The organism is Pseudomonas promysalinigenes (assembly GCF_014269025.2).
Lineage (GTDB): Bacteria > Pseudomonadota > Gammaproteobacteria > Pseudomonadales > Pseudomonadaceae > Aquipseudomonas > Aquipseudomonas promysalinigenes.
In genome coordinates, this window is record NZ_CP077094.1 from 2,780,405 (window position 1) to 2,797,921 (window position 17,517).

A 17,517-nucleotide genomic window follows, 5' to 3' on the forward strand; every position below is an offset into this window, starting at 1 on the left:
GTGGCGTTCAGCATACATGAACGCGGCCTTATACAAATGCAAATTCACAGAATGCCAAGCACCTTCCATCATCGGCCCATAACAACAAATGCAGAGGCCCACGGTTATGACTGCTTGCCACTCGCCCCTCGACTACAGCGCCTGGACGGGGCGTACCGAGGATGCCGTCGATGAATTGAGCCTGAACCTGATCAAGCGCATTGCCGCCACCTTTGGGCAAACCCCACCCGCCGCAGGGCAACCCCTTCCAGCTTTATGGATGTGGTGCTTCTTCCAGGAACCAGTGGCCGAGTCACAGCTAGGCGGTGACGGCCACCCGGCTCGCGGCGGTTTCCTGCCCCCGGCCGACAACCGTAACCGCATGTGGGCTGGCGGGCGGGTCGACTTCATCGCACCCTTGATCGTTGGCGCGCAGGCCCAGCGCCGCTCGACCCTGCTGCACATCGAGCAAAAGCATGGCCGCACGGGCGCCCTGCTGTTTGTCACAGTGCGTCATGAGTACCTGCAGAACGGGCAGCTGTGCGTGCGTGAAGAACAGGACATCGTGTACCGCGAACCCAACCCACCGAAGCTGCACAGCGCCCCGGCAGAAGCCCCGGCCGATTGGAGCGAAACGGTGACGCCCACACCCACCCTGTTGTTCCGGTATTCCGCCGTCACCTTCAACGGCCACCGCATCCACTACGACTACCCCTACGTCACCAGCACCGAAGGCTACGCAGGCTTAGTGGTGCACGGCCCGATGATTGCCACGTTGAACCTGCAAGCGTTCATGCGCGCCAACCCAGGCAAGCAGGTGCGTCACTTCGCCTACCGCGGCGTGCGCCCGCTGACCGTGCCGGGGGCGTTCGAGGTGGCCGGCCGCATCAGTGCACCCGGCCAGGCCCGGCTGTGGGCTGGCAATGCCGACGGCGTGGCGCAAAGCGCAGACGTGGTTTTTGACTGATACCTGACTGGGAATCCCCGCATGCATACGTACGACAGCGATGACCTGAACGCCATCCGCGAGGGCGTGCGCGCCTTGTGCGCCGAGTTCGACGCCAGCTACTGGCGCAAGATCGATGAACAAAAAGCCTTCCCGCAAGCGTTCGTCAAAGCCATGACCGACGCTGGCTGGCTGTCGGCGATGATCCCCGAGGCGTATGGCGGCTCGGGGCTGGGGTTGGCAGAGGCCTCGGTTATTCTTGAGGAGGTCAACGCCTGCGGCGGCAACTCCGGTACGGTGCACGGGCAGATGTACAACATGTTCACCCTGCTGCGCCATGGCAGCGAGGAACAAAAGCGCCACTACCTGCCCAAGCTCGCCAGCGGTGAGCTGCGGCTGCAGTCGATGGGCGTGACGGAACCGACCACCGGGACCGACACCACCAAGATCAAGACCACGGCCGTGCGCCAAGGTGACAAGTACCTGATCAATGGCCAGAAGGTCTGGATTTCGCGTGTTCAACACTCAGATCTGATGATTCTACTGGCGCGCACCACGCCCCTGCCTGAGGTGAAGAAAAAATCCGAAGGCATGTCGATTTTCCTGGTCGACTTGCGCCAGGCCATCGGAAACGGCCTGACAGTGCAGCCGATCGCCAACATGGTCAACCATGAAACCAACGAGCTGTTCTTCGACAACCTGGAGCTGCCTGTCAGCAGCCTGATCGGCGAAGAAGGCAAAGGCTTTCGCTACATCCTCGATGGCCTCAACGCAGAGCGCACCCTGATCGCTGCCGAGTGCATCGGCGATGGCCGCTGGTTCATCGAAAAAGCCAGCGCCTATGCCCGCGACCGGGTAGTGTTCGGCCGCCCGATCGGGCAGAACCAAGGCGTGCAGTTCCCCATCGCCGAAGCCCACATCGAGCTTGAGGCAGCGGACCTGATGCGCTGGCGCGCCTGCGACGAATACGACAGCGGGCAGAACGCCGGGGCCAGTGCGAACATGGCCAAGTACCTGGCCGCCAAAGCTTCCTGGGAGGCGGCCAATGCCTGCCTGCAGACCCACGGCGGCTTCGGCTTTGCCTGCGAATACGATGTGGAGCGCAAGTTCCGCGAAACCCGCCTGTACCAAGTGGCGCCGATCTCTACCAACCTGATCCTGTCGTACGTGGCCGAGCATCTGCTCGAGCTGCCGCGTAGTTTCTGAGGGCCTGTTCATGCAGCATACACATGCTTTGGCGGGCTTCCTTGCCGACCTGCATTACGCCCAGATCCCCAGCCCGGTATTGGACCGTACCGAAGACCTGTTCCTCGATTGGCTCGGCTCGGCCCTGGCCAGCCAGGGCGCGCACCCGATCCCGCTGTTCGAGCGCTATGCCCAGCGCATGGGCCCCGCCGAAGGCCGGGCTCGGGTGCTGACCAGTGGGCGCAGCTCTTCAGCCTACTTTGCCGCGCTGGTCAACGGCGCCGCCTCGCACTTGGTGGAACAGGACGACCTGCATAACAGCTCGGTGCTGCACCCGGCAACCGTGGTGTTCTCGGCCGTTCTGGCGGCAGCCCAAGACCTGGGCAAGTCAGGCAAGGCCTTGTTGCTGGCGGCCGTGGCCGGTTACGAAGCGGGTATTCGTATCGGTGAATTCCTCGGCCGCTCGCATTACCGGGTTTTCCACACCACCGCCACCGTCGGCACGCTGGCAGCAGCGGTGGGCGTCGGCAAACTGTTGGGCTTTGACAAAGAGCAGTTCATCAACCTGCTGGGCACTGCCGGCACCCAGGCTGCGGGGCTTTGGGAGTTTCTGCGCGATGCGGCCGACTCCAAGCAGTTGCACACCGCCAAGGCCGCCGCCGATGGCCTGCTGGCCGCTTACCTGACTGCCGATGGGCTGAGCGGCGCACGCAATATTCTCGAAGGTGACCAGGGCCTTGCTGCCGGCATGTCCAGCGACGCTGACCCGGCTCGCCTCAGCGACCGGCTGGGCACACGCTGGGCACTGGCGGAAACCTCCTTCAAGTTCCATGCCTCCTGCCGCCACACCCATCCCGCCGCTGACGCGCTGCTGCACTTGATGCAGCGCGAAGGCCTGAGCCACGAGCACATCGCCAAGGTGGTCACCCGCGTGCACCAAGGCGCCCTTGATGTGCTGGGCCGAGTCAGCGTGCCGAGCACCGTGCACCAGGCCAAGTTTTCCATGGGCACGGTGCTTGGCCTGATCGCCGTGCATGGCAGTGCCCAGCTTCTGGAGTTCCGCGACCTGGCACTGACCGACCCGCACGTCGCCAGCCTGCGCGACAAGGTCGAAATGCAACTGGACGCTGAAGTGGATGCCGCCTACCCGGCGCGCTGGCTGGGGCGCGTGGAGGTCACCTGCAACGATGGCCGGCGCCTGAGCGCGGCCATCGACCAGCCCAAGGGCGACCCCGGCAACACCCTTTCGCGACCGGAGCTGGAAGCCAAGTTCCAGCGGCTGCTGGCCTATTCCGGCGCCCGTAGCCCGGCCCAGGGCCAGGCCCTGATCGAGCAGGTCTGGCAACTGCGCGATGCGCCCTCGCTGGCCGCGCTGTACTGATGATGAACAGGTGACCCCATGACTCAAACCGCTCCCCGCCCGCTAGACGGCATCACCGTCATCAGCCTGGAACATGCCATCGCAGCGCCCTTCTGCACCCGCCAACTGGCCGACTTGGGTGCCCGTGTGATCAAGATCGAACGCCCCGGCAGTGGTGATTTCGCCCGCGGTTACGACCAGCGCGTCGATGGGCTGGCCTCGCACTTCGTGTGGACCAATCGCTCCAAGGAAAGCCTCACCCTGGACCTCAAGCAACCTGCCGCCAGCGGCATTCTTGACGCACTGCTGGCCAAAGCCGACGTACTGGTGCAAAACCTCGCACCCGGCGCCGCCGCACGCATGGGCCTCTCGTTCCAGAGCCTGCACCAGCGCTATCCGCGGTTGATTGTGTGCGATATCTCCGGGTATGGCGCAGGCGGCCCCTATGAAAAGAAGAAAGCCTACGACCTGCTGATCCAGAGCGAGGGTGGCTTCGTGTCGGTGACCGGCGGCCCCGGCGATGAAGAAATGGCCAAAGCCGGCTGTTCGATCGCCGATATCGCTGCCGGTATGTATGCCTATACCGGCGTGCTTTCCGCCCTGCTGCTGCGCGATAAGACCGGCCTTGGCAGCAACATCGACGTGTCGATGCTGGAAAGCCTGGTGGAATGGATGGGCTACCCGATGTACTACGCCTACAACGGCGCGCCGCCGCCTGCGCGTGCCGGGGCGGCGCACTCCACCATCTACCCGTACGGGCCATTCCCCACGGGGGGTGGCGGCACGATCATGCTCGGCCTGCAGAACGAGCGGGAGTGGGCGCTGTTTTGCGAGAAGGTCCTGCTGGACCCAGCGCTGGCCAACGATGATCGCTTCAGCGCCAACTTTCGACGCTCAGAAAACCGCGAGGTGCTACGCCAGATCATCGTCGATGGCTTCGCCAGTTTGTCCTTGGACGAAGTGGTCGCGCGGCTGGAGGAGGCGCAGATCGCCAACGCCCGGGTCAACGACATGCATGGTGTATGGCAGCATCCGCAGCTTAAGGCCCGTGATAGCTGGCGTGCAGTGGACAGCCCAGCTGGCGAATTACCAGCGCTGCTGCCTCCAGGGCGCAATGCCGCATTCGCCCCGCGCATGGACGCGGTGCCGGCCCTGGGCCAACACACCCAGGGCATCCTCGAGGAACTGGGCTTCACGGCAGATCAGCAGGCCAGCCTGGCAGCAGGAGGCGTCGTATGAAAACGGTACGCTCTGCCTTGTTCGTACCCGGCAGCCGCCCCGAGCGCTTCGCCAAGGCCCTGGCTGCCGGCGCCGATGCGGTGATCGTCGACTTTGAGGACGCCGTTGAGGAGCCGCTCAAGCAACAAGCGCGTCAGCACCTGGCGGCATTCCTCCACGCTAACCCGAGCGCGTCGGTGTGGGTCAGGGTTAATGCCCCGCAACACCAGGAGCATGCGCCCGACCTTGCATTCTGTGCGCAACAGCCGGGGGTCGTCGGCGTGCTGCTGCCTAAGGTTGAAAATGCCACGCAGGTCGCGGTCGCCTGGCACAGTGGCAAGCCTGTCTGGCCGATCATCGAAACTGCCAAGGGGTGGCTGGCCTTGGCGCAGATCGCAAGCGCCGAAGGTGTCGAGCGGCTGTCGTTCGGCAGCCTCGACCTGGCACTGGATTTAGGCCTGAACACCGACAGCGACGCTGCCCAGTCTTTTCTGGACCAGGCACGCATGGCCGTGCAACTGCACTCGCGGGCGGCTGGCTTGCAGCCGCCGCTCGACGGTGTATTCCCGGGCATAGCCGATGACCAAGGGCTGCACCGAGCGATGCGTCGCGCCCATGACCTGGGCTACGCAGGCGCGCTATGCATCCACCCCAGGCAGATCCCAGTGATTCACGCCGCGCTCGCGCCCAGCGCCGAACAACTGGCATGGGCACGGCGGGTGGTGGCAGCCAGTGCTGCGGCCAATGGCGCCGGGGCGTTTCAGCTGGACGGGCAGATGGTCGACGCCCCTGTGTTGTTGCGTGCGCAGCGCTTGCTGGACTTAACGACGGGCTAAGCGAGTGCGTTCAGCTAACCTGAATGCAGCCTTACACAAAAGCTGATTCTCCAAACGCTGGCTCATGCTCCATCTTTATGTTCAACCCTCCTACAACAATAAATCAGAGGTGACATCGATGTTGAAACTGACCCAGGCGCTGCTGTGCGCCGCTGCAGTGTCCCTGGCGAGCCTGGCCCAGGCCGCTGACCCCATCGTCATCAAGTTCGCCCACGTCGTGGCTGACAGTACGCCAAAAGGCCAAGGGGCATTGATGTTCCAGAAACTGGTCGCTGCCGATCCTCAGCTCAAGGATAAGGTCAAAGTCGAGGTCTACCCCAACTCATCGCTGTTCGGTGATGGCAAGGAGATGGAAGCGCTGTTGCTGGGCGACGTACAGATGCTGGCGCCATCGTTGGCCAAGTTCGAGCACTACAACAAGCAGGTACAGATCTTCGACCTGCCGTTCCTGTTCGACGATCTGGCCGCTGTCGATCGCTTTCAGCAAGGCCCACAGGGCAAGGCACTGCTGACTTCGATGGAAGACAAAGGTATTCACGGCCTTGCCTATTGGCACAACGGGCTCAAGCAACTGTCGGCCAACAAGAAAGTGTTGCTACCCAAGGACGCTCGCGGGCTCAAATTCCGCGTCCAGGCTTCCAGTGTGCTGGAAGAGCAATTCAAGGCCATTCGCGCCAACCCTCGCAAGATGAGCTTCGCCGAGGTCTACCAGGGCCTGCAGACCGGCACGGTCAATGGCACCGAAAACACCTGGTCCAACTATGAAAGCCAGAAGGTCAATGAGGTGCAGAAGTTTTTCACCGAAACCGACCACGGCCTGATCGACTACATGGTGATCACCAACGCCAAGTTCTGGAGCGGCCTGCCGGAGGATGTGCGCAGTGAACTGCAGGCGATCATGGACAAAGTCACCGTCGAGGTGAACAAACAGGCCGAAGCCCTCAACCAACAGGCCCGTCAGAAGATCGTCGACGCCAAGACCAGCGAAATCGACGTGCTGACGCCCGAGCAACGGGAACAATGGCGTGAAGCGATGCGCCCGGTCTGGAAAATGTTCTCCGACCAGATCGGTGCCGACCTGATCAAGGCCGCTGAGGCCTCCAACAAAGCGTCCTGACGTGCTGCCCTGGCCACCCGCATACGGGTGGCCTGTCTTTTCTGTCTGGAGAATCCTATGCAATCGCTCAGGCGAGTCTGGGAGCACTTCGAGGAAGGCATGATCGCCTTTCTCCTGGCCGCCATGACCTTGGTGACATTCACTTACGTGGCGCTCAACAACCTTTACACAATGTTCTACACGCTCAGTGACCACTGGGCCTTCGCCAGCGATTTACTGCTGGGCATCGGTGACCACCTGATGGGCTACGCCCAGGAGATGACCTGGAGCATCGCCCTGACCAAAGCGCTGTTCGGCTGGTTGATATTCTTCGGCATCGCCTACGGCGTACGTACCGCAGGGCACTTGGGCGTGGATGTGCTGGTGCGGCGCACGCCCAAACCAGTGCAACGGGTGCTGGCAATGATCGCCTGTGCCTGCTGCCTGGCCTACGCCGGGCTTTTCCTGGTGGCGAGCATCCGCTGGGTGAGCGCGGTACTGGTGGCGGGGATCGGCGCCGAGGACCTGGATCGCTATGGCATCAAGATCGGCCACATCGCGCTGATCGTGCCGTTTGGCTTCATCCTGGTGATCATCCGCTACCTGGAGATTCTCTACCGCCTATTCACCCACCGCCAGTCTGGCCTGGGCCTGGCTGACGAGGCCGCCGAAGCGAGCAAACTGGCCAATCCGGGTGAGGAGCACCACTGATGACGGTAATCTGCCTGTTCCTGTTGCTGTTCCTGTTCATGTTCCTGGGGGTGCCGATCGCCATTTCACTGGGCCTCTCGGGTGCGCTCTCTATCCTGATGTTCAGCCAAGACTCGCTGAGCTCGCTGGCGATCAAGTTGTTCGAGACCTCCGACAGCTACACCTTCCTGGCCATTCCGTTCTTCCTGTTGTCAGGCGCGTTCATGACCACCGGTGGCGTGGCGCAACGGCTGATTGATTTTGCCAACGCCTGCGTCGGGCACATTCGTGGTGGCCTGGCCATTGCAGCGGTGCTGGCCTGCATGCTGTTCGCCGCGTTGTCAGGTTCGTCACCTGCCACGGTAGCGGCCGTGGGCTCGATCGCCGTTGCCGGCATGGTGCGTTCGGGTTATCCGCGTGAGTTTGGCGCAGGCATCATCTGTAACGCAGGTACCCTTGGCATCCTGATTCCACCTTCGATCGTCATGGTGGTGTACTCGGCCGCCACCGAGACGTCGGTGGGCAAGCTGTTCATGGCAGGTGTGATACCGGGCATTCTGCTGGGGCTGGCGCTGATGGTGACCATCTATATCGTTGCGCGCATCAAGAAGCTCCCAGCACAACCGCGTGCCAGCTTTGCCCAGTGGCTGACCTGCGCTCGCCGCGCGTTCTGGGGCCTGTTGTTGCTGGTAATCATCCTCGGCGGTATCTACAGCGGTATGTTCACCCCCACCGAAGCGGCAGCAGTGGCGGCGGTGTATTCGGCGTTCATCGCACTGTTCGTGTACAAGGACATGCGCATCAAGGACTGCCCGAAAGTCCTGCTGGAGTCGGGCCGACTGACCATCATGCTGCTGTTCATCATCGCCAACGCCATGCTGTTCGCCCATGTGCTGACCACCGAACAGATCCCCCAGCAGATCACTCAGTGGGTGATGTCCGAAGGGCTGACGCCCATCGGCTTCCTGATCATGGTCAACATCGTGCTGCTGGTGGCCGGCAGTTTCATGGAGCCGTCGGCGATCATCCTGATCCTGGCGCCGATCTTCTTCCCGATAGCCATGAAGCTGGGCATCGATCCGATTCACCTGGGCATCGTGATGGTGGTGAACATGGAAATTGGCCTGGTTCACCCACCGGTAGGGCTGAACCTGTTCGTCACCTCGGCGGTGACCGGGCTGACGTTAGGGCAGACGATACGCGCGGCCCTGCCTTGGCTGATGATCCTGCTGTTGTTCCTGGTGCTGGTGACCTATGTGCCGTTCATCTCGCTGGCCCTGCCGGAATGGCTGGGTATGCCATGAACCTCGGTTTCAAAGGTTGAGTCACGGGGTGTATCGACTGTTGCAAGTGCGTTTGCCTGCTCGATACGCCCCTAGGGGCTACGTCAGATCCCTCCTGCGGCCAGCAATTGGCTCATCACCCCCGCCAGGTCCTTGACCATCCTGTCTGCGGTGGGCTTGTGCACGATGACGATTTCATAGCTGTCGACCTCTGGCAGCCCTTGTTCAGGGCCCAGTACCCGGTGCTCGCCTGTTGCTGCGCGCGGCGGCAACAGGCTAATGCCCATGCCGTCGGCCACCGCCGCCTGGATACCACTGAGACTTGAACTGGTGAAGCTGATCCGCCAGCGCCGGCCCATGCCTTCGATGGCATTGATCATGTCCTCGCGGTACAGGCCACGCGGTGGGAAGGTCACCAACGGGACGGGGTCCAGCTCGAATGCGGGGACGCGCGCACTGTCGATCCATTGCAAGCGCTCCGGCCAGCAGGCCACACCCTCGCGGCTGTTGCGCCGTTGCTTGAGCAGAACCAGGTCCAGCTCACCATTATCGTAGGCCTGGCTAAGGTCACGGCACAGCCCGCTGGTGACCTCGAGTTTGACCTGCGGGTGCTGGCGGCTGAAGGCTGACAGCGCATTGGTGGTGCGCCCACCGACGAAGTCCTCAGGCACCCCCAGACGTACCGTGACCCCAACCATCGCCCCGGCCAGGGCTTGCAGCATCTGATCGTTCAACGCCAGCATGTGTCGGGCATAACCGAGCAGGGTCTGGCCGGCATCGGTGGGCAATACGTCGCGGTTACCGCGTACCAACAGGCGGTGGCCGACCATATCTTCCAGGCGGCGAACTTTCTGGCTGATCGTCGATTGGGTGGAATGCAGGCGCGCGGCGGCGGTGGTGAAGCTGCCGCAGTCGGCCACCACTACCACGGCACGCAGCAGGTCGAGGTCGAACAGGGAGCTATTGGATTTGACGCTGATGGACATCGGGGTATTCAACAAATCAATGGCATGGCTGAGTTCTACCATGCCTCCAGTAGCCCGGCAACGCGGATGTCTAATCCCCCAGCGCCACCCCTTCGCGGCGCGGGTCAGCCCCACCCGCCCAGCCGTTGGTCGTTCGCTGAATGATCTGCATGCCGCTGGTCATGGTCAATGGCATCACCTCGTGGCCCCAGGCAGCCAGCTGGCGGATCAACGCCGCACTGGTCAGCCCTGCTTCCACCTCGGTGCCGGCGTTGCGGCTGCCGAAATTGGGCAGATTGGCCGCTTGCTGAGGATCGAGCCGCCAGTCCAGCAAGCCGATCAGCGCCTTGTTCACATAGCCGATGATCTGCGAACCACCTGGCGAACCAAGGCTTGCCAGCAGCTCGCCGGAGTCGCGGGCGAAGACCAGCGTTGGCGCCATCGCCGACAGCGGGCGCTTTCCAGGCTGTACACGGTTGGCCACGGGTTTACCGTTCTCGGCCGGCAGGAAGGAAAAGTCGGTGAGCTGGTTGTTCAGCATGAAGCCGCCGACCATCAGGTGCGATCCGAAGGCCGATTCCACCGATGTGGTCATGGCCAGTGCCTGGCCACTGTCATCGACCGCAGACAGATGCGAGGTAGAAATGCGCAGTGGCGAGCGGTCTGGGGCCAATGCCAGATGGACGCCAGGTGGGGTACCTGGGCGCGCGTGCTTCATGCTGAACACGCCTACCCGCTGGCTGCGCGCGGCGAGGTAGGCCGGGGCTAGCAACGCGCTAACCGGCACTGGCACATAATCGCTGTCGGCCAGGTACAGGGCTCGATCGGCATAGGCCAGGCGCTCGGCCTCGGCGATCAGGTGCACGGCTTGCGGCGCCGGCTCCAGGCCAGCCACCGAGTCAACTTTGTGCGGCGGCAAATTGGCCAGGTCGTGCTGCGCCGAAGTCAGCTGTAGCGCCTGCAAAATACCCAAGGTCTGTAACACGGTTACCCCACCCGATGACGGCGGCGGCATGCCGCAAATGTTCCAGGCCTTATAAGCGCTGCACAGCGGCTCGCGCTCCTTGGCCTGATAACCCTGCAGGTCTTCGAGTGACAGCATCCCGGCATTGGCGTGCTGACGCACCTGCGCCACCATGGCTTGGGCAATCTCACCGCTGTAGAAGGCCTCGACTCCCTGCTGTGCAATGCGCTGTAAAGTTTGTGCCAGGGCCGGGTTGCGCAACCGCGTGCCAACGGCCAAGGGCTTGCCTTCACGGTCCAGAAAGTAAGCCGCCATGGCCGGCGAGCGGGCAATCGACGGGTCACCGGCAATGAGCGTGTGCAGGCGCGGGGAAACGGTGAAGCCTTCGCGCGCCAGTGCAATCGCCGGCGCGAACAGGTCCTTCCACGGCAACTTACCATGCTGATCGTGGGCCAGTTTCAAAGCCCGCAGTACACCCGGCACACCCACCGAGCGCCCGCCAATTTGCGCTGCGCGAAAGGCCATGGGCGAGCCGTCGGCTTGCAGGAACAGGCGTTCGGTCACCCCAGCCGGTGCAGTTTCGCGGCCATCGTAAGCCTGCACACGCTGGCCATCCCAGTACAGGATGAAGCCGCCACCGCCTATGCCACTGGACTGTGGCTCGACCAGGGTCAGCACCATTTGCATGGCAATGGCCGCATCGATGGCACTGCCACCGGCCCGCAGCATCGCTCGCCCGGCCTCGCTGGCCAAAGGGTTGGCGGCCGCCACCATGTGCCGACTGGCACGCACCGGCTGCAGGCCGCTGCGGTAACCGGACTCAAGCTCCGGAGGGGTGGCCAGCACTTGGTCGGCCCAGGCGCCGCCACTGCACGCTGCGAGGCAAACGACAGTGAGCAGGCGCTGCACTAACAAGGCACTACGGTACATCGACTCGCATCCTTTCATGTGTCAGCCAACTGGGTTCAATGCGCTTTGAGCGCAGTTTCGATCGTCGCCACATCGATTTTGCCCATGTTCATCATCGCCTCGAACGCGCGCTTGGCTGCGGCCTTATCGGGGCTAGTGATCGCTTGCAGCAGAATGCGCGGGGTGATCTGCCAGGAGATACCCCACTTGTCCTTGCACCAGCCACACACGCTCTCACTGCCGCCGTTACTGACGATGGCCTGCCAGAACCGATCGGTTTCGGCCTGATCCTCGGTGCAGACCTGAAACGAAAACCCTCGCTGTGCCTGAACGCCGTGCCGCCGTTGAGCCCTACACAAGGTATACCCATCACGGTGAACTCGACGGTGATCACCTCACCGGCCTTGCCCGCTGGAAAGTCGCCAGGCGCATGATGCACGGCCACAACCTGGCTGTCTGGAAACGTACTGGCGTAGAAGTTTGCCGCTTCTTCGGCATGCTTGTCGAACCACAGGCAGATCGTGTTCTTGGCAATCATGACAGCGCTCCATTGCACCCTGGAAAATCCTGAGTCTAGCCCGTTGGCTTTTGCCGGCGTGGGTGGCCGACGCGCTGCGCCAGCGCCGATCAATCAGAATAATCCTACTGGCAGCTGCGAAGCCTCCCACAACCTACTTGATGCTCAGCAGAGCATGATGCCTGGCAAAACCTCAGAAGCGACTTTTCGCAAGGAGAAACAGGTTTTGTCGGATTTCCAAACCAAGTTGCAGCACCTGAGTGCCGAGCAGATCGAAGCCTTGTACAGCGATTACGTCAGTGGTGAGAAAATCGCCACGCTGCTGGAACGCTACGCCATCGACATCGCCCCCAGCAGCCTGATCAAGGCGTTCCCGCCGGTACCCTGCCAAGGGCTGCAGTGCCCCTACTGCGCTGTGAGCCTGTACGAGCGGCGCAAAAGCCGCTCGGCCTACAGTTGGAACGACAATCAGGCTTACTGCCCGCGATGCACGCACCGTCACTATTTTCCAGGGCGCAACCAATGGCAACGCGATTGCACCTGCCCACCTTGCCTGGCAGTACGTGAGCGTGCCAGGCAGGTGCGGGCCAGCGAGCAACGCAAGCGCATCGATGAGCACTGGTCACTGGCCAAACACCAGCCCGTGCCGCTGCATACCCTGCCCGTCACCCGTCAATTGCAGCTGTTGGCCATGCTCCAAGTGCGCATGGATGGGCAAAAGGGTTGTGTTCATGCTGCAGAACGAAGCACGGCAGACATGCGCGTCAGCCCGTCCCTAGGCATGGATTCAGCGCTGTTGCTGGCGCTGCACGAAGACCAGATTCTGCTGGTTGACCCCAGCTCGCCGCTGGATGCCTTCAGTAACGACCCCACGCCTAAAGCCTGGCAAAACAAAGTGAGCTGGATCGCCAACGTCAGTCTGGATGGCGAGCACCGGGCCGGCATTGGCAGCCTGTATCGCGCTCTGCGCCTGACATTGGCCAATGGCCCGCAGGCGCGGTGGCGCAGCGAGATCGCCGCAGCCATCGAGCGGCTGAATAAGGAAGAGGTCTGTGCCTATATCGCCACACGCAGTGCAGAGCACGGCTTGCCATTCGAGGCCAGGAAGAAAGCCGCTGAAGTGGCCGAGCAGCTGCTTGAGATGCACCCGGTTCGGCATATCTGGTCCCTGACCAACACGGCTGTTCGGGGGGCTCTGGCCTACGTGGCCAGGGCTCGGGTCAGCAAGCAGCATGCCGCCAACACCATTCCCGGCAGAATGCTGTCGATGAGCGAACGGGCCATCAGCGAGCACTGGCAATTCAACGTTTCAAGCCACGACGCCTATCCGCCGCTGTCGGCCATGCGCTGGGCGCTGTTCGAAGTATTGCTGCAATAAGAAGACCATGGCCTGGGCCAGAAGCTCAGCGATTACCTCGCACAGCTGCCTGGGGAAGTCGCCGCCGGCAGCAACACCTGTTACTGCGCGCTGTGTGGTTCGAACCGCGTGCACATAACGGCGCTGCCAGAAGAAACTATCGTCAATTGCAAAGATTGCCTGGCCAGAACCCGGGTGTCGACCTAGCCAGGGCCCATGCCCAGCGCTTACCCTGCCGGGGTCTTTCTAAGCAACATTTTGTTGGTAATTCCTACGCCAAGCAGTGAACCTGCTTACAAAAATGCGGTCTGTCCCTGACGGTCAAGTTACCGACCGGTTCGTCGGCCCTGTCATTGAGCGCGAGCTCCCGGGCCTATTTTTCCTGCAGCAGCGAAGACCCGACATGCCTGAATCCCGCCCCGCCTCCCCTGCCCTCACTGCCCTGCGCGGCAGCCTGCTCGCCGCCTTCGTGGCCCTTGCCGTGCCCGCGCATGCCGAAGAGCCGGCCAGCGATGCGCGCTGGGTCAGCGACAGTCTGAGCACCTACGTACGCAGTGGCCCGACGGACGGCCACCGCATTGTCGGGACCCTCAAGTCCGGGCAGAAAGTCACGTTGGTCGGCAGCCAGGGCAACTACAGCCAAGTACGCGGCCAGAATGGCGATTTGGTGTGGATCCTCACCAGCGACCTGCAGTCGGTGCCTGGCCAGAGCGAGCGCCTGCCGCAACTCGACGCTCAGGTGGCGGAGCTGTCCGGGCAGCTCAAAACCATCGACGACAGCTGGAAGAATCGCGTACAGGGCATGCAAGAGACCCTCGACTCGCGCAAACAGCTCATCGATGAGCTGCAAGCCCGCAATCAGGCGCTGAACGAGCAGCTCGACCAAAGCCAGTCGAGCCTGCGCGATACCCAAGCGCGCCTGGGGGATGAGAACAAACAAGTGATGATGCGTTACATGGTTTACGGGGGCAGCATTGCTGGCGCCGGCCTGCTGGCGGGGTTGATCATTCCGGCCCTGACTCGCGGGCGCAAGAAGAACGACCGCTGGTTCTGACCTGGGGGCTGCTGTGCGGCTTCTTCACGGCCAAAGCCTCGTAGAAGCCGCACAGCACAGACTACCTGCCGCGGGCCTTGTTATAGATGGTTTTGGCGCGGTCAGCCGAGGCTTGGCACTTGGCCCAATCCTTCTCCGCTTGCCCCGCCTTAGCCTGATTGAGCAGCTCGTGGTAGTCATGGGCCATGCCGCCATGCAGCGCCTGGCCGTCGGTTTTCTTGATCTCTTCCAGTTCCTTGATCTTCGCCGCACAGTTGCTTTTCGGGTCGGCGTGGGCGGTAAAACTAAGCACTGAAGCAATTACCAGCAGAGGCACGAGTTTCATGGGTTTCATGGAGCGTTCTCCTGGGCAATCGGGATGGTCATCGAAAGGATTGTTGGCTCGACGCAGGGTCAAGCATAGTCGGCGATAGCGGCGGCGTCGGCTCGGCTTGGGGGCTGAGCGTGCCAATGTCTTTATTGGCGCAAGCGCTCCAGTGCCTCTAGCACGAACCCAGTGGCTCGCTCCATCTCTGCCTCGCGGCAGGCTATGCCTAAATGACGCCACAGCCCCGGCCGAAGTGGCCGCCGCGCGATACCCGGGTGCGGCTCCGAGGCTTCGCCCTCCTGCGGCAGCAACGTTGCGCCATAGCCCGCTGCGACCAAGCGCTTGATCGCATCGTTGTAGTTCAGCTCGATGCGTGGTTCGGGATACAACCCCGCTGCCGCGAACCACTCACTGGTTACCCGCGACAACTGGGTACTGCTGTCGTTGAGGATCAACGCCCGCTGGTTGAGCCAGGCCGGAGTGACCTTGGCAGGTGGCTGCCAGCGCGCTGGCACGTACGCCAAGATCGGGTCGCGTCGCCATGGAGTCAGCCTGATGCTCTTACCTGCCGCCTGCGGCAGCGCCACCAGGGCGATGTCCAGGCTTCCATCACGCAAGCGCGCCAACGATGCCTGGGACGTCAGGACCTGAACCTGTACATCGATGCCAGGGTGTTGCCCTTGCAGGTACTCGAGCGCCTTGGGCAGCAGATGCGCAATCGCACCGGTGGAAGCGCCCAGGCGCACCCGGCCGGTCAGGCCTTCGACTTGGCGGCGCACTTCGTCCAGGGCCTGGTCGGCATCGGCCAGCAGACGGCGGGCCCGGGCCAGCAGGGTTTCGCCAATGGCCGTGGGGCGCACCTGGTTACGGTTGCGGATCAGCAAAGGTGCGCCGACCCGCGCCTCGAGTTCGGCCACGTGCAAGCTGATGGTGGGCGGCGCCAGGTTGAGCTGGCGGGCGGCTTCGGCAAAAGCGCCCAGGTCTGCAACCACCACCAATGTGCGCAGGCGGTCCAGGCTGATTTCACGCATCGGCAGCGCTCCTTGGTTCAGGAAATCTGAATATCAGTGTCATGATATTCAAATTTTCTTTATGAGTGCCACAGGCGAGCATAGGTCATCTCTTGCCATGATCGGACATCACCATGCATAACCCAGTCGTGTTTATCGACGGCGACCAAGGCACCACCGGCCTGCAAATCCATGCACGCCTACAGGGCCGTAATGACCTGCACTTGCTGACCCTGCCCGACGCCGAGCGCAAAGATCCGCAGTGCCGTGCCAGGGCCATCAACAGCGCGGATATCGCGGTATTGTGCCTGCCGGACAACGCCGCCCGCGACGCGGTGGCGACTATCGAAAACCCGGCTGTGCGGGTGATCGACGCAAGCTCCGCGCATCGCACCACGCCTGGCTGGGTGTACGGTCTGCCGGAGCTTGAGCCTGAACAGGCCGAACGCATTGCCCAGGCCAAACGCGTCAGTAACCCAGGCTGCTACCCCACAGGAGCCATCGCCCTGCTGCGCCCGCTGGTCGACGCCGGCCTGTTGCCGAGCGACTACCCCCTTAGCATTCATGCCATCTCAGGTTACTCCGGCGGTGGTCGCGCAGCCGTGCAACGGCATGAAACGCTGGGAGGTGAACAGGCCCCGACCCTGCAACTTTATGGTTTGGAGTTGGCCCATAAGCACGTGCCAGAAATTCAGCAACACGCCGGCCTGACCACCCGGCCGATATTCCTGCCAGGCTACGCGGCTTATCGCCAGGGCATCGTTCTGAGCATCCCGCTGCAACTGCGCTTGCTGCCCGGCCGCGCCGACGCCGAGCAACTGCAAGCGTGCCTGGAGCAGCACTACCAGGGTGCACGGCATGTGCAGGTAATGCCCTTGCATCAGCAAGGCCCCGCTGCGGCGCTTGACCCTCAAGCACTGAATGACACCAACGACCTACGCCTGGCGGTGTACGCCAACCCCGAGCACGGTCAGGTGCTGCTCACGGCAGTGTTCGACAACCTTGGCAAGGGCGCATCGGGAGCTGCGGTGCAGAACCTTGAGCTGATGCTGGCCGCGATGCGCGGCTGAAAAGGGTTTAGACTGTTCACCCCGCGCCAGCCTGGCGCGAGGTGATCCAACCGCAGCCGGAGCCGTCCCCCGATGTTCATTCTCAGCCGCCTCGACAGCGTGCCGCCCGAGTCCTTCCAAAACCAGATCCGCGAACTGGTGATCCACAACGTAGGCGAACTGAGCAGCGTGGCCATCCGCGCCGAAAACCCGTTGTACCCGCTTTATCAGTACGGTGTCGGCATGGAGGTGCACCAGTACCTGCAAGCGATGGGCGGCACCGGCGGTCTGGCCGTGCAACTGACCCTGGCGCTGGATGCCGACGCCCCGGATCAACTGCTTGGGTTCGCCCTGGCCTTGCCGGCCCAGGACACCCCGCAGGCCTGTACCCTGGCGTTCCTGGCCGTACTCCCCAGCCACCGCCGCCAGGGCATTGCCCGCGCGCTGCTGGGTGACCTGCAGGCGCGTTACAACAGTGTCGAGCTCAATGCCTTCGCCCATCAGGTGCCTTGGTTTGAAAGCATGGCCATGCAGGTGGTCGCTGCCAGCGGCCCGCAGGTGCTGATGAGCAGCACCGGCCAGGCCAGCGGCGCGCTCATCGGCCGGGTGGACATCGCGCCGATCTACCAGGCGCCCGAAGTGCTGCAGATCCACACCTACTTGCTGAACCAACATGGCGAAGAAGCCATGCTCGATGCCGAGCAGCAGCGCGATGAATGGCTGGACAGATTGGCCGAACAAGCCAGGCAATGCCTACAGGTGCGCAAGTCGGTGCATTGATCCAGCACCTGG

At 62.7% G+C, this 17,517-nt stretch carries 16 protein-coding genes and 1 pseudogene; 12 read left to right on the top strand and 5 right to left on the bottom strand.

Annotated elements, in window-relative coordinates; all coding sequences use genetic code 11:
* Positions 1-106: 106 nt before the first annotated feature.
* The 8 genes from HU725_RS12640 (at position 107) to dctM (ending at position 8,614) form a co-directional block, all read left to right on the top strand.
* On the top strand, positions 107-946 hold the full coding sequence (locus HU725_RS12640; protein WP_186477917.1) for an HTD2 family dehydratase: 840 nt from the start codon (positions 107-109) through the stop codon (positions 944-946).
* A 21-nt stretch (positions 947-967) separates the two neighbouring features.
* Positions 968-2,131, top strand: coding sequence for an acyl-CoA dehydrogenase family protein (locus tag HU725_RS12645; RefSeq protein WP_186477918.1), 1,164 nt, complete (start codon positions 968-970; stop codon positions 2,129-2,131).
* 10 nt (positions 2,132-2,141) lie between these two features.
* Positions 2,142-3,491: an MmgE/PrpD family protein gene (locus tag HU725_RS12650; RefSeq protein WP_186477919.1), complete on the top strand. Its 1,350-nt coding sequence runs from the start codon at positions 2,142-2,144 to the stop codon at positions 3,489-3,491.
* Positions 3,492-3,509: 18 nt separating this feature from the next.
* Complete coding sequence (locus HU725_RS12655) at positions 3,510-4,709, top strand: CaiB/BaiF CoA transferase family protein (RefSeq protein WP_186477920.1); 1,200 nt, start codon at positions 3,510-3,512, stop codon at positions 4,707-4,709.
* Positions 4,706-5,524 (top strand): HpcH/HpaI aldolase/citrate lyase family protein, encoded by an 819-nt coding sequence (locus HU725_RS12660; protein WP_186477921.1) that lies wholly within the window; start codon positions 4,706-4,708, stop codon positions 5,522-5,524. Before HU725_RS12655 ends, HU725_RS12660 begins: the two co-directional genes overlap by 4 nt.
* A 118-nt stretch (positions 5,525-5,642) precedes the next feature.
* Positions 5,643-6,641, top strand: a complete 999-nt coding sequence (locus HU725_RS12665) for a TRAP transporter substrate-binding protein (RefSeq protein ID WP_186477922.1) — start codon at positions 5,643-5,645, stop codon at positions 6,639-6,641.
* A gap of 57 nt (positions 6,642-6,698) precedes the next feature.
* Positions 6,699-7,331 (top strand): TRAP transporter small permease, encoded by a 633-nt coding sequence (locus HU725_RS12670; protein ID WP_186477923.1) that lies wholly within the window; start codon positions 6,699-6,701, stop codon positions 7,329-7,331.
* On the top strand, positions 7,331-8,614 hold the full coding sequence (gene dctM / locus HU725_RS12675; protein WP_060476995.1) for a C4-dicarboxylate TRAP transporter large permease protein DctM: 1,284 nt from the start codon (positions 7,331-7,333) through the stop codon (positions 8,612-8,614). The genes HU725_RS12670 and dctM overlap by 1 nt, the downstream gene beginning before the upstream one ends.
* 83 nt (positions 8,615-8,697) lie before the next feature.
* On the opposite strand, the gene HU725_RS12680 is transcribed toward dctM, so the two are convergent.
* The 3 genes and pseudogenes from HU725_RS12680 to HU725_RS12690 form a co-directional block, all read right to left on the bottom strand.
* Positions 8,698-9,579, bottom strand: a complete 882-nt coding sequence (locus HU725_RS12680; protein ID WP_060477140.1) for a LysR substrate-binding domain-containing protein — start codon at positions 9,577-9,579, stop codon at positions 8,698-8,700.
* Between the two features lie 70 nt (positions 9,580-9,649).
* Entirely contained in the window at positions 9,650-11,452 is a 1,803-nt protein-coding gene (ggt, locus tag HU725_RS12685) for a gamma-glutamyltransferase (RefSeq protein WP_186477924.1), read from the bottom strand.
* A 35-nt stretch (positions 11,453-11,487) separates the two neighbouring features.
* Positions 11,488-11,969 (bottom strand): annotated as a pseudogene (locus HU725_RS12690) (VOC family protein).
* 205 nt (positions 11,970-12,174) lie between these two features.
* Here HU725_RS12690 and HU725_RS12695 point away from each other — a divergent pair.
* Entirely contained in the window at positions 12,175-13,326 is a 1,152-nt protein-coding gene (locus tag HU725_RS12695; protein WP_186477925.1) for a hypothetical protein, read from the top strand.
* A gap of 382 nt (positions 13,327-13,708) precedes the next feature.
* Complete coding sequence (locus HU725_RS12700) at positions 13,709-14,359, top strand: TIGR04211 family SH3 domain-containing protein (RefSeq protein ID WP_060480293.1); 651 nt, start codon at positions 13,709-13,711, stop codon at positions 14,357-14,359.
* Positions 14,360-14,420: 61 nt separating this feature from the next.
* On the opposite strand, the gene HU725_RS12705 is transcribed toward HU725_RS12700, so the two are convergent.
* Together HU725_RS12705 and HU725_RS12710 are read right to left on the bottom strand one after the other, a co-directional pair.
* On the bottom strand, positions 14,421-14,693 hold the full coding sequence (locus HU725_RS12705; protein ID WP_186477926.1) for a PA2433 domain-containing protein: 273 nt from the start codon (positions 14,691-14,693) through the stop codon (positions 14,421-14,423).
* Positions 14,694-14,815: 122 nt separating this feature from the next.
* Positions 14,816-15,697 (bottom strand): LysR family transcriptional regulator, encoded by an 882-nt coding sequence (locus HU725_RS12710; RefSeq protein WP_186477927.1) that lies wholly within the window; start codon positions 15,695-15,697, stop codon positions 14,816-14,818.
* 113 nt (positions 15,698-15,810) lie between these two features.
* Here HU725_RS12710 and argC point away from each other — a divergent pair, with 113 nt between their 5' ends.
* Positions 15,811-16,746, top strand: a complete 936-nt coding sequence (gene argC / locus HU725_RS12715; RefSeq protein WP_186477928.1) for an N-acetyl-gamma-glutamyl-phosphate reductase — start codon at positions 15,811-15,813, stop codon at positions 16,744-16,746.
* A gap of 72 nt (positions 16,747-16,818) precedes the next feature.
* Entirely contained in the window at positions 16,819-17,505 is a 687-nt protein-coding gene (locus tag HU725_RS12720) for a GNAT family N-acetyltransferase (RefSeq protein ID WP_060480289.1), read from the top strand.
* Positions 17,506-17,517 lie beyond the last annotated feature (12 nt).

What these genes read in the sequence shown, in the direction of transcription:
- HU725_RS12640 (WP_186477917.1), top strand. Translation starts at nt 107, where the DNA reads ATGACTGCTTGCCACTCGCCCCTCGACTACAGCGCCTGGACGGGGCGT.
- HU725_RS12645 (WP_186477918.1), top strand. Translation starts at nt 968, where the DNA reads ATGCATACGTACGACAGCGATGACCTGAACGCCATCCGCGAGGGCGTG.
- HU725_RS12650 (WP_186477919.1), top strand. Translation starts at nt 2,142, where the DNA reads ATGCAGCATACACATGCTTTGGCGGGCTTCCTTGCCGACCTGCATTAC.
- HU725_RS12655 (WP_186477920.1), top strand. Translation starts at nt 3,510, where the DNA reads ATGACTCAAACCGCTCCCCGCCCGCTAGACGGCATCACCGTCATCAGC.
- HU725_RS12660 (WP_186477921.1), top strand. Translation starts at nt 4,706, where the DNA reads ATGAAAACGGTACGCTCTGCCTTGTTCGTACCCGGCAGCCGCCCCGAG.
- HU725_RS12665 (WP_186477922.1), top strand. Translation starts at nt 5,643, where the DNA reads ATGTTGAAACTGACCCAGGCGCTGCTGTGCGCCGCTGCAGTGTCCCTG.
- HU725_RS12670 (WP_186477923.1), top strand. Translation starts at nt 6,699, where the DNA reads ATGCAATCGCTCAGGCGAGTCTGGGAGCACTTCGAGGAAGGCATGATC.
- dctM (WP_060476995.1), top strand. Translation starts at nt 7,331, where the DNA reads ATGACGGTAATCTGCCTGTTCCTGTTGCTGTTCCTGTTCATGTTCCTG.
- HU725_RS12680 (WP_060477140.1), bottom strand. Translation starts at nt 9,579, where the DNA reads ATGTCCATCAGCGTCAAATCCAATAGCTCCCTGTTCGACCTCGACCTG.
- ggt (WP_186477924.1), bottom strand. Translation starts at nt 11,452, where the DNA reads ATGTACCGTAGTGCCTTGTTAGTGCAGCGCCTGCTCACTGTCGTTTGC.
- HU725_RS12700 (WP_060480293.1), top strand. Translation starts at nt 13,709, where the DNA reads ATGCCTGAATCCCGCCCCGCCTCCCCTGCCCTCACTGCCCTGCGCGGC.
- HU725_RS12705 (WP_186477926.1), bottom strand. Translation starts at nt 14,693, where the DNA reads ATGAAACCCATGAAACTCGTGCCTCTGCTGGTAATTGCTTCAGTGCTT.
- HU725_RS12710 (WP_186477927.1), bottom strand. Translation starts at nt 15,697, where the DNA reads ATGCGTGAAATCAGCCTGGACCGCCTGCGCACATTGGTGGTGGTTGCA.
- argC (WP_186477928.1), top strand. Translation starts at nt 15,811, where the DNA reads ATGCATAACCCAGTCGTGTTTATCGACGGCGACCAAGGCACCACCGGC.
- HU725_RS12720 (WP_060480289.1), top strand. Translation starts at nt 16,819, where the DNA reads ATGTTCATTCTCAGCCGCCTCGACAGCGTGCCGCCCGAGTCCTTCCAA.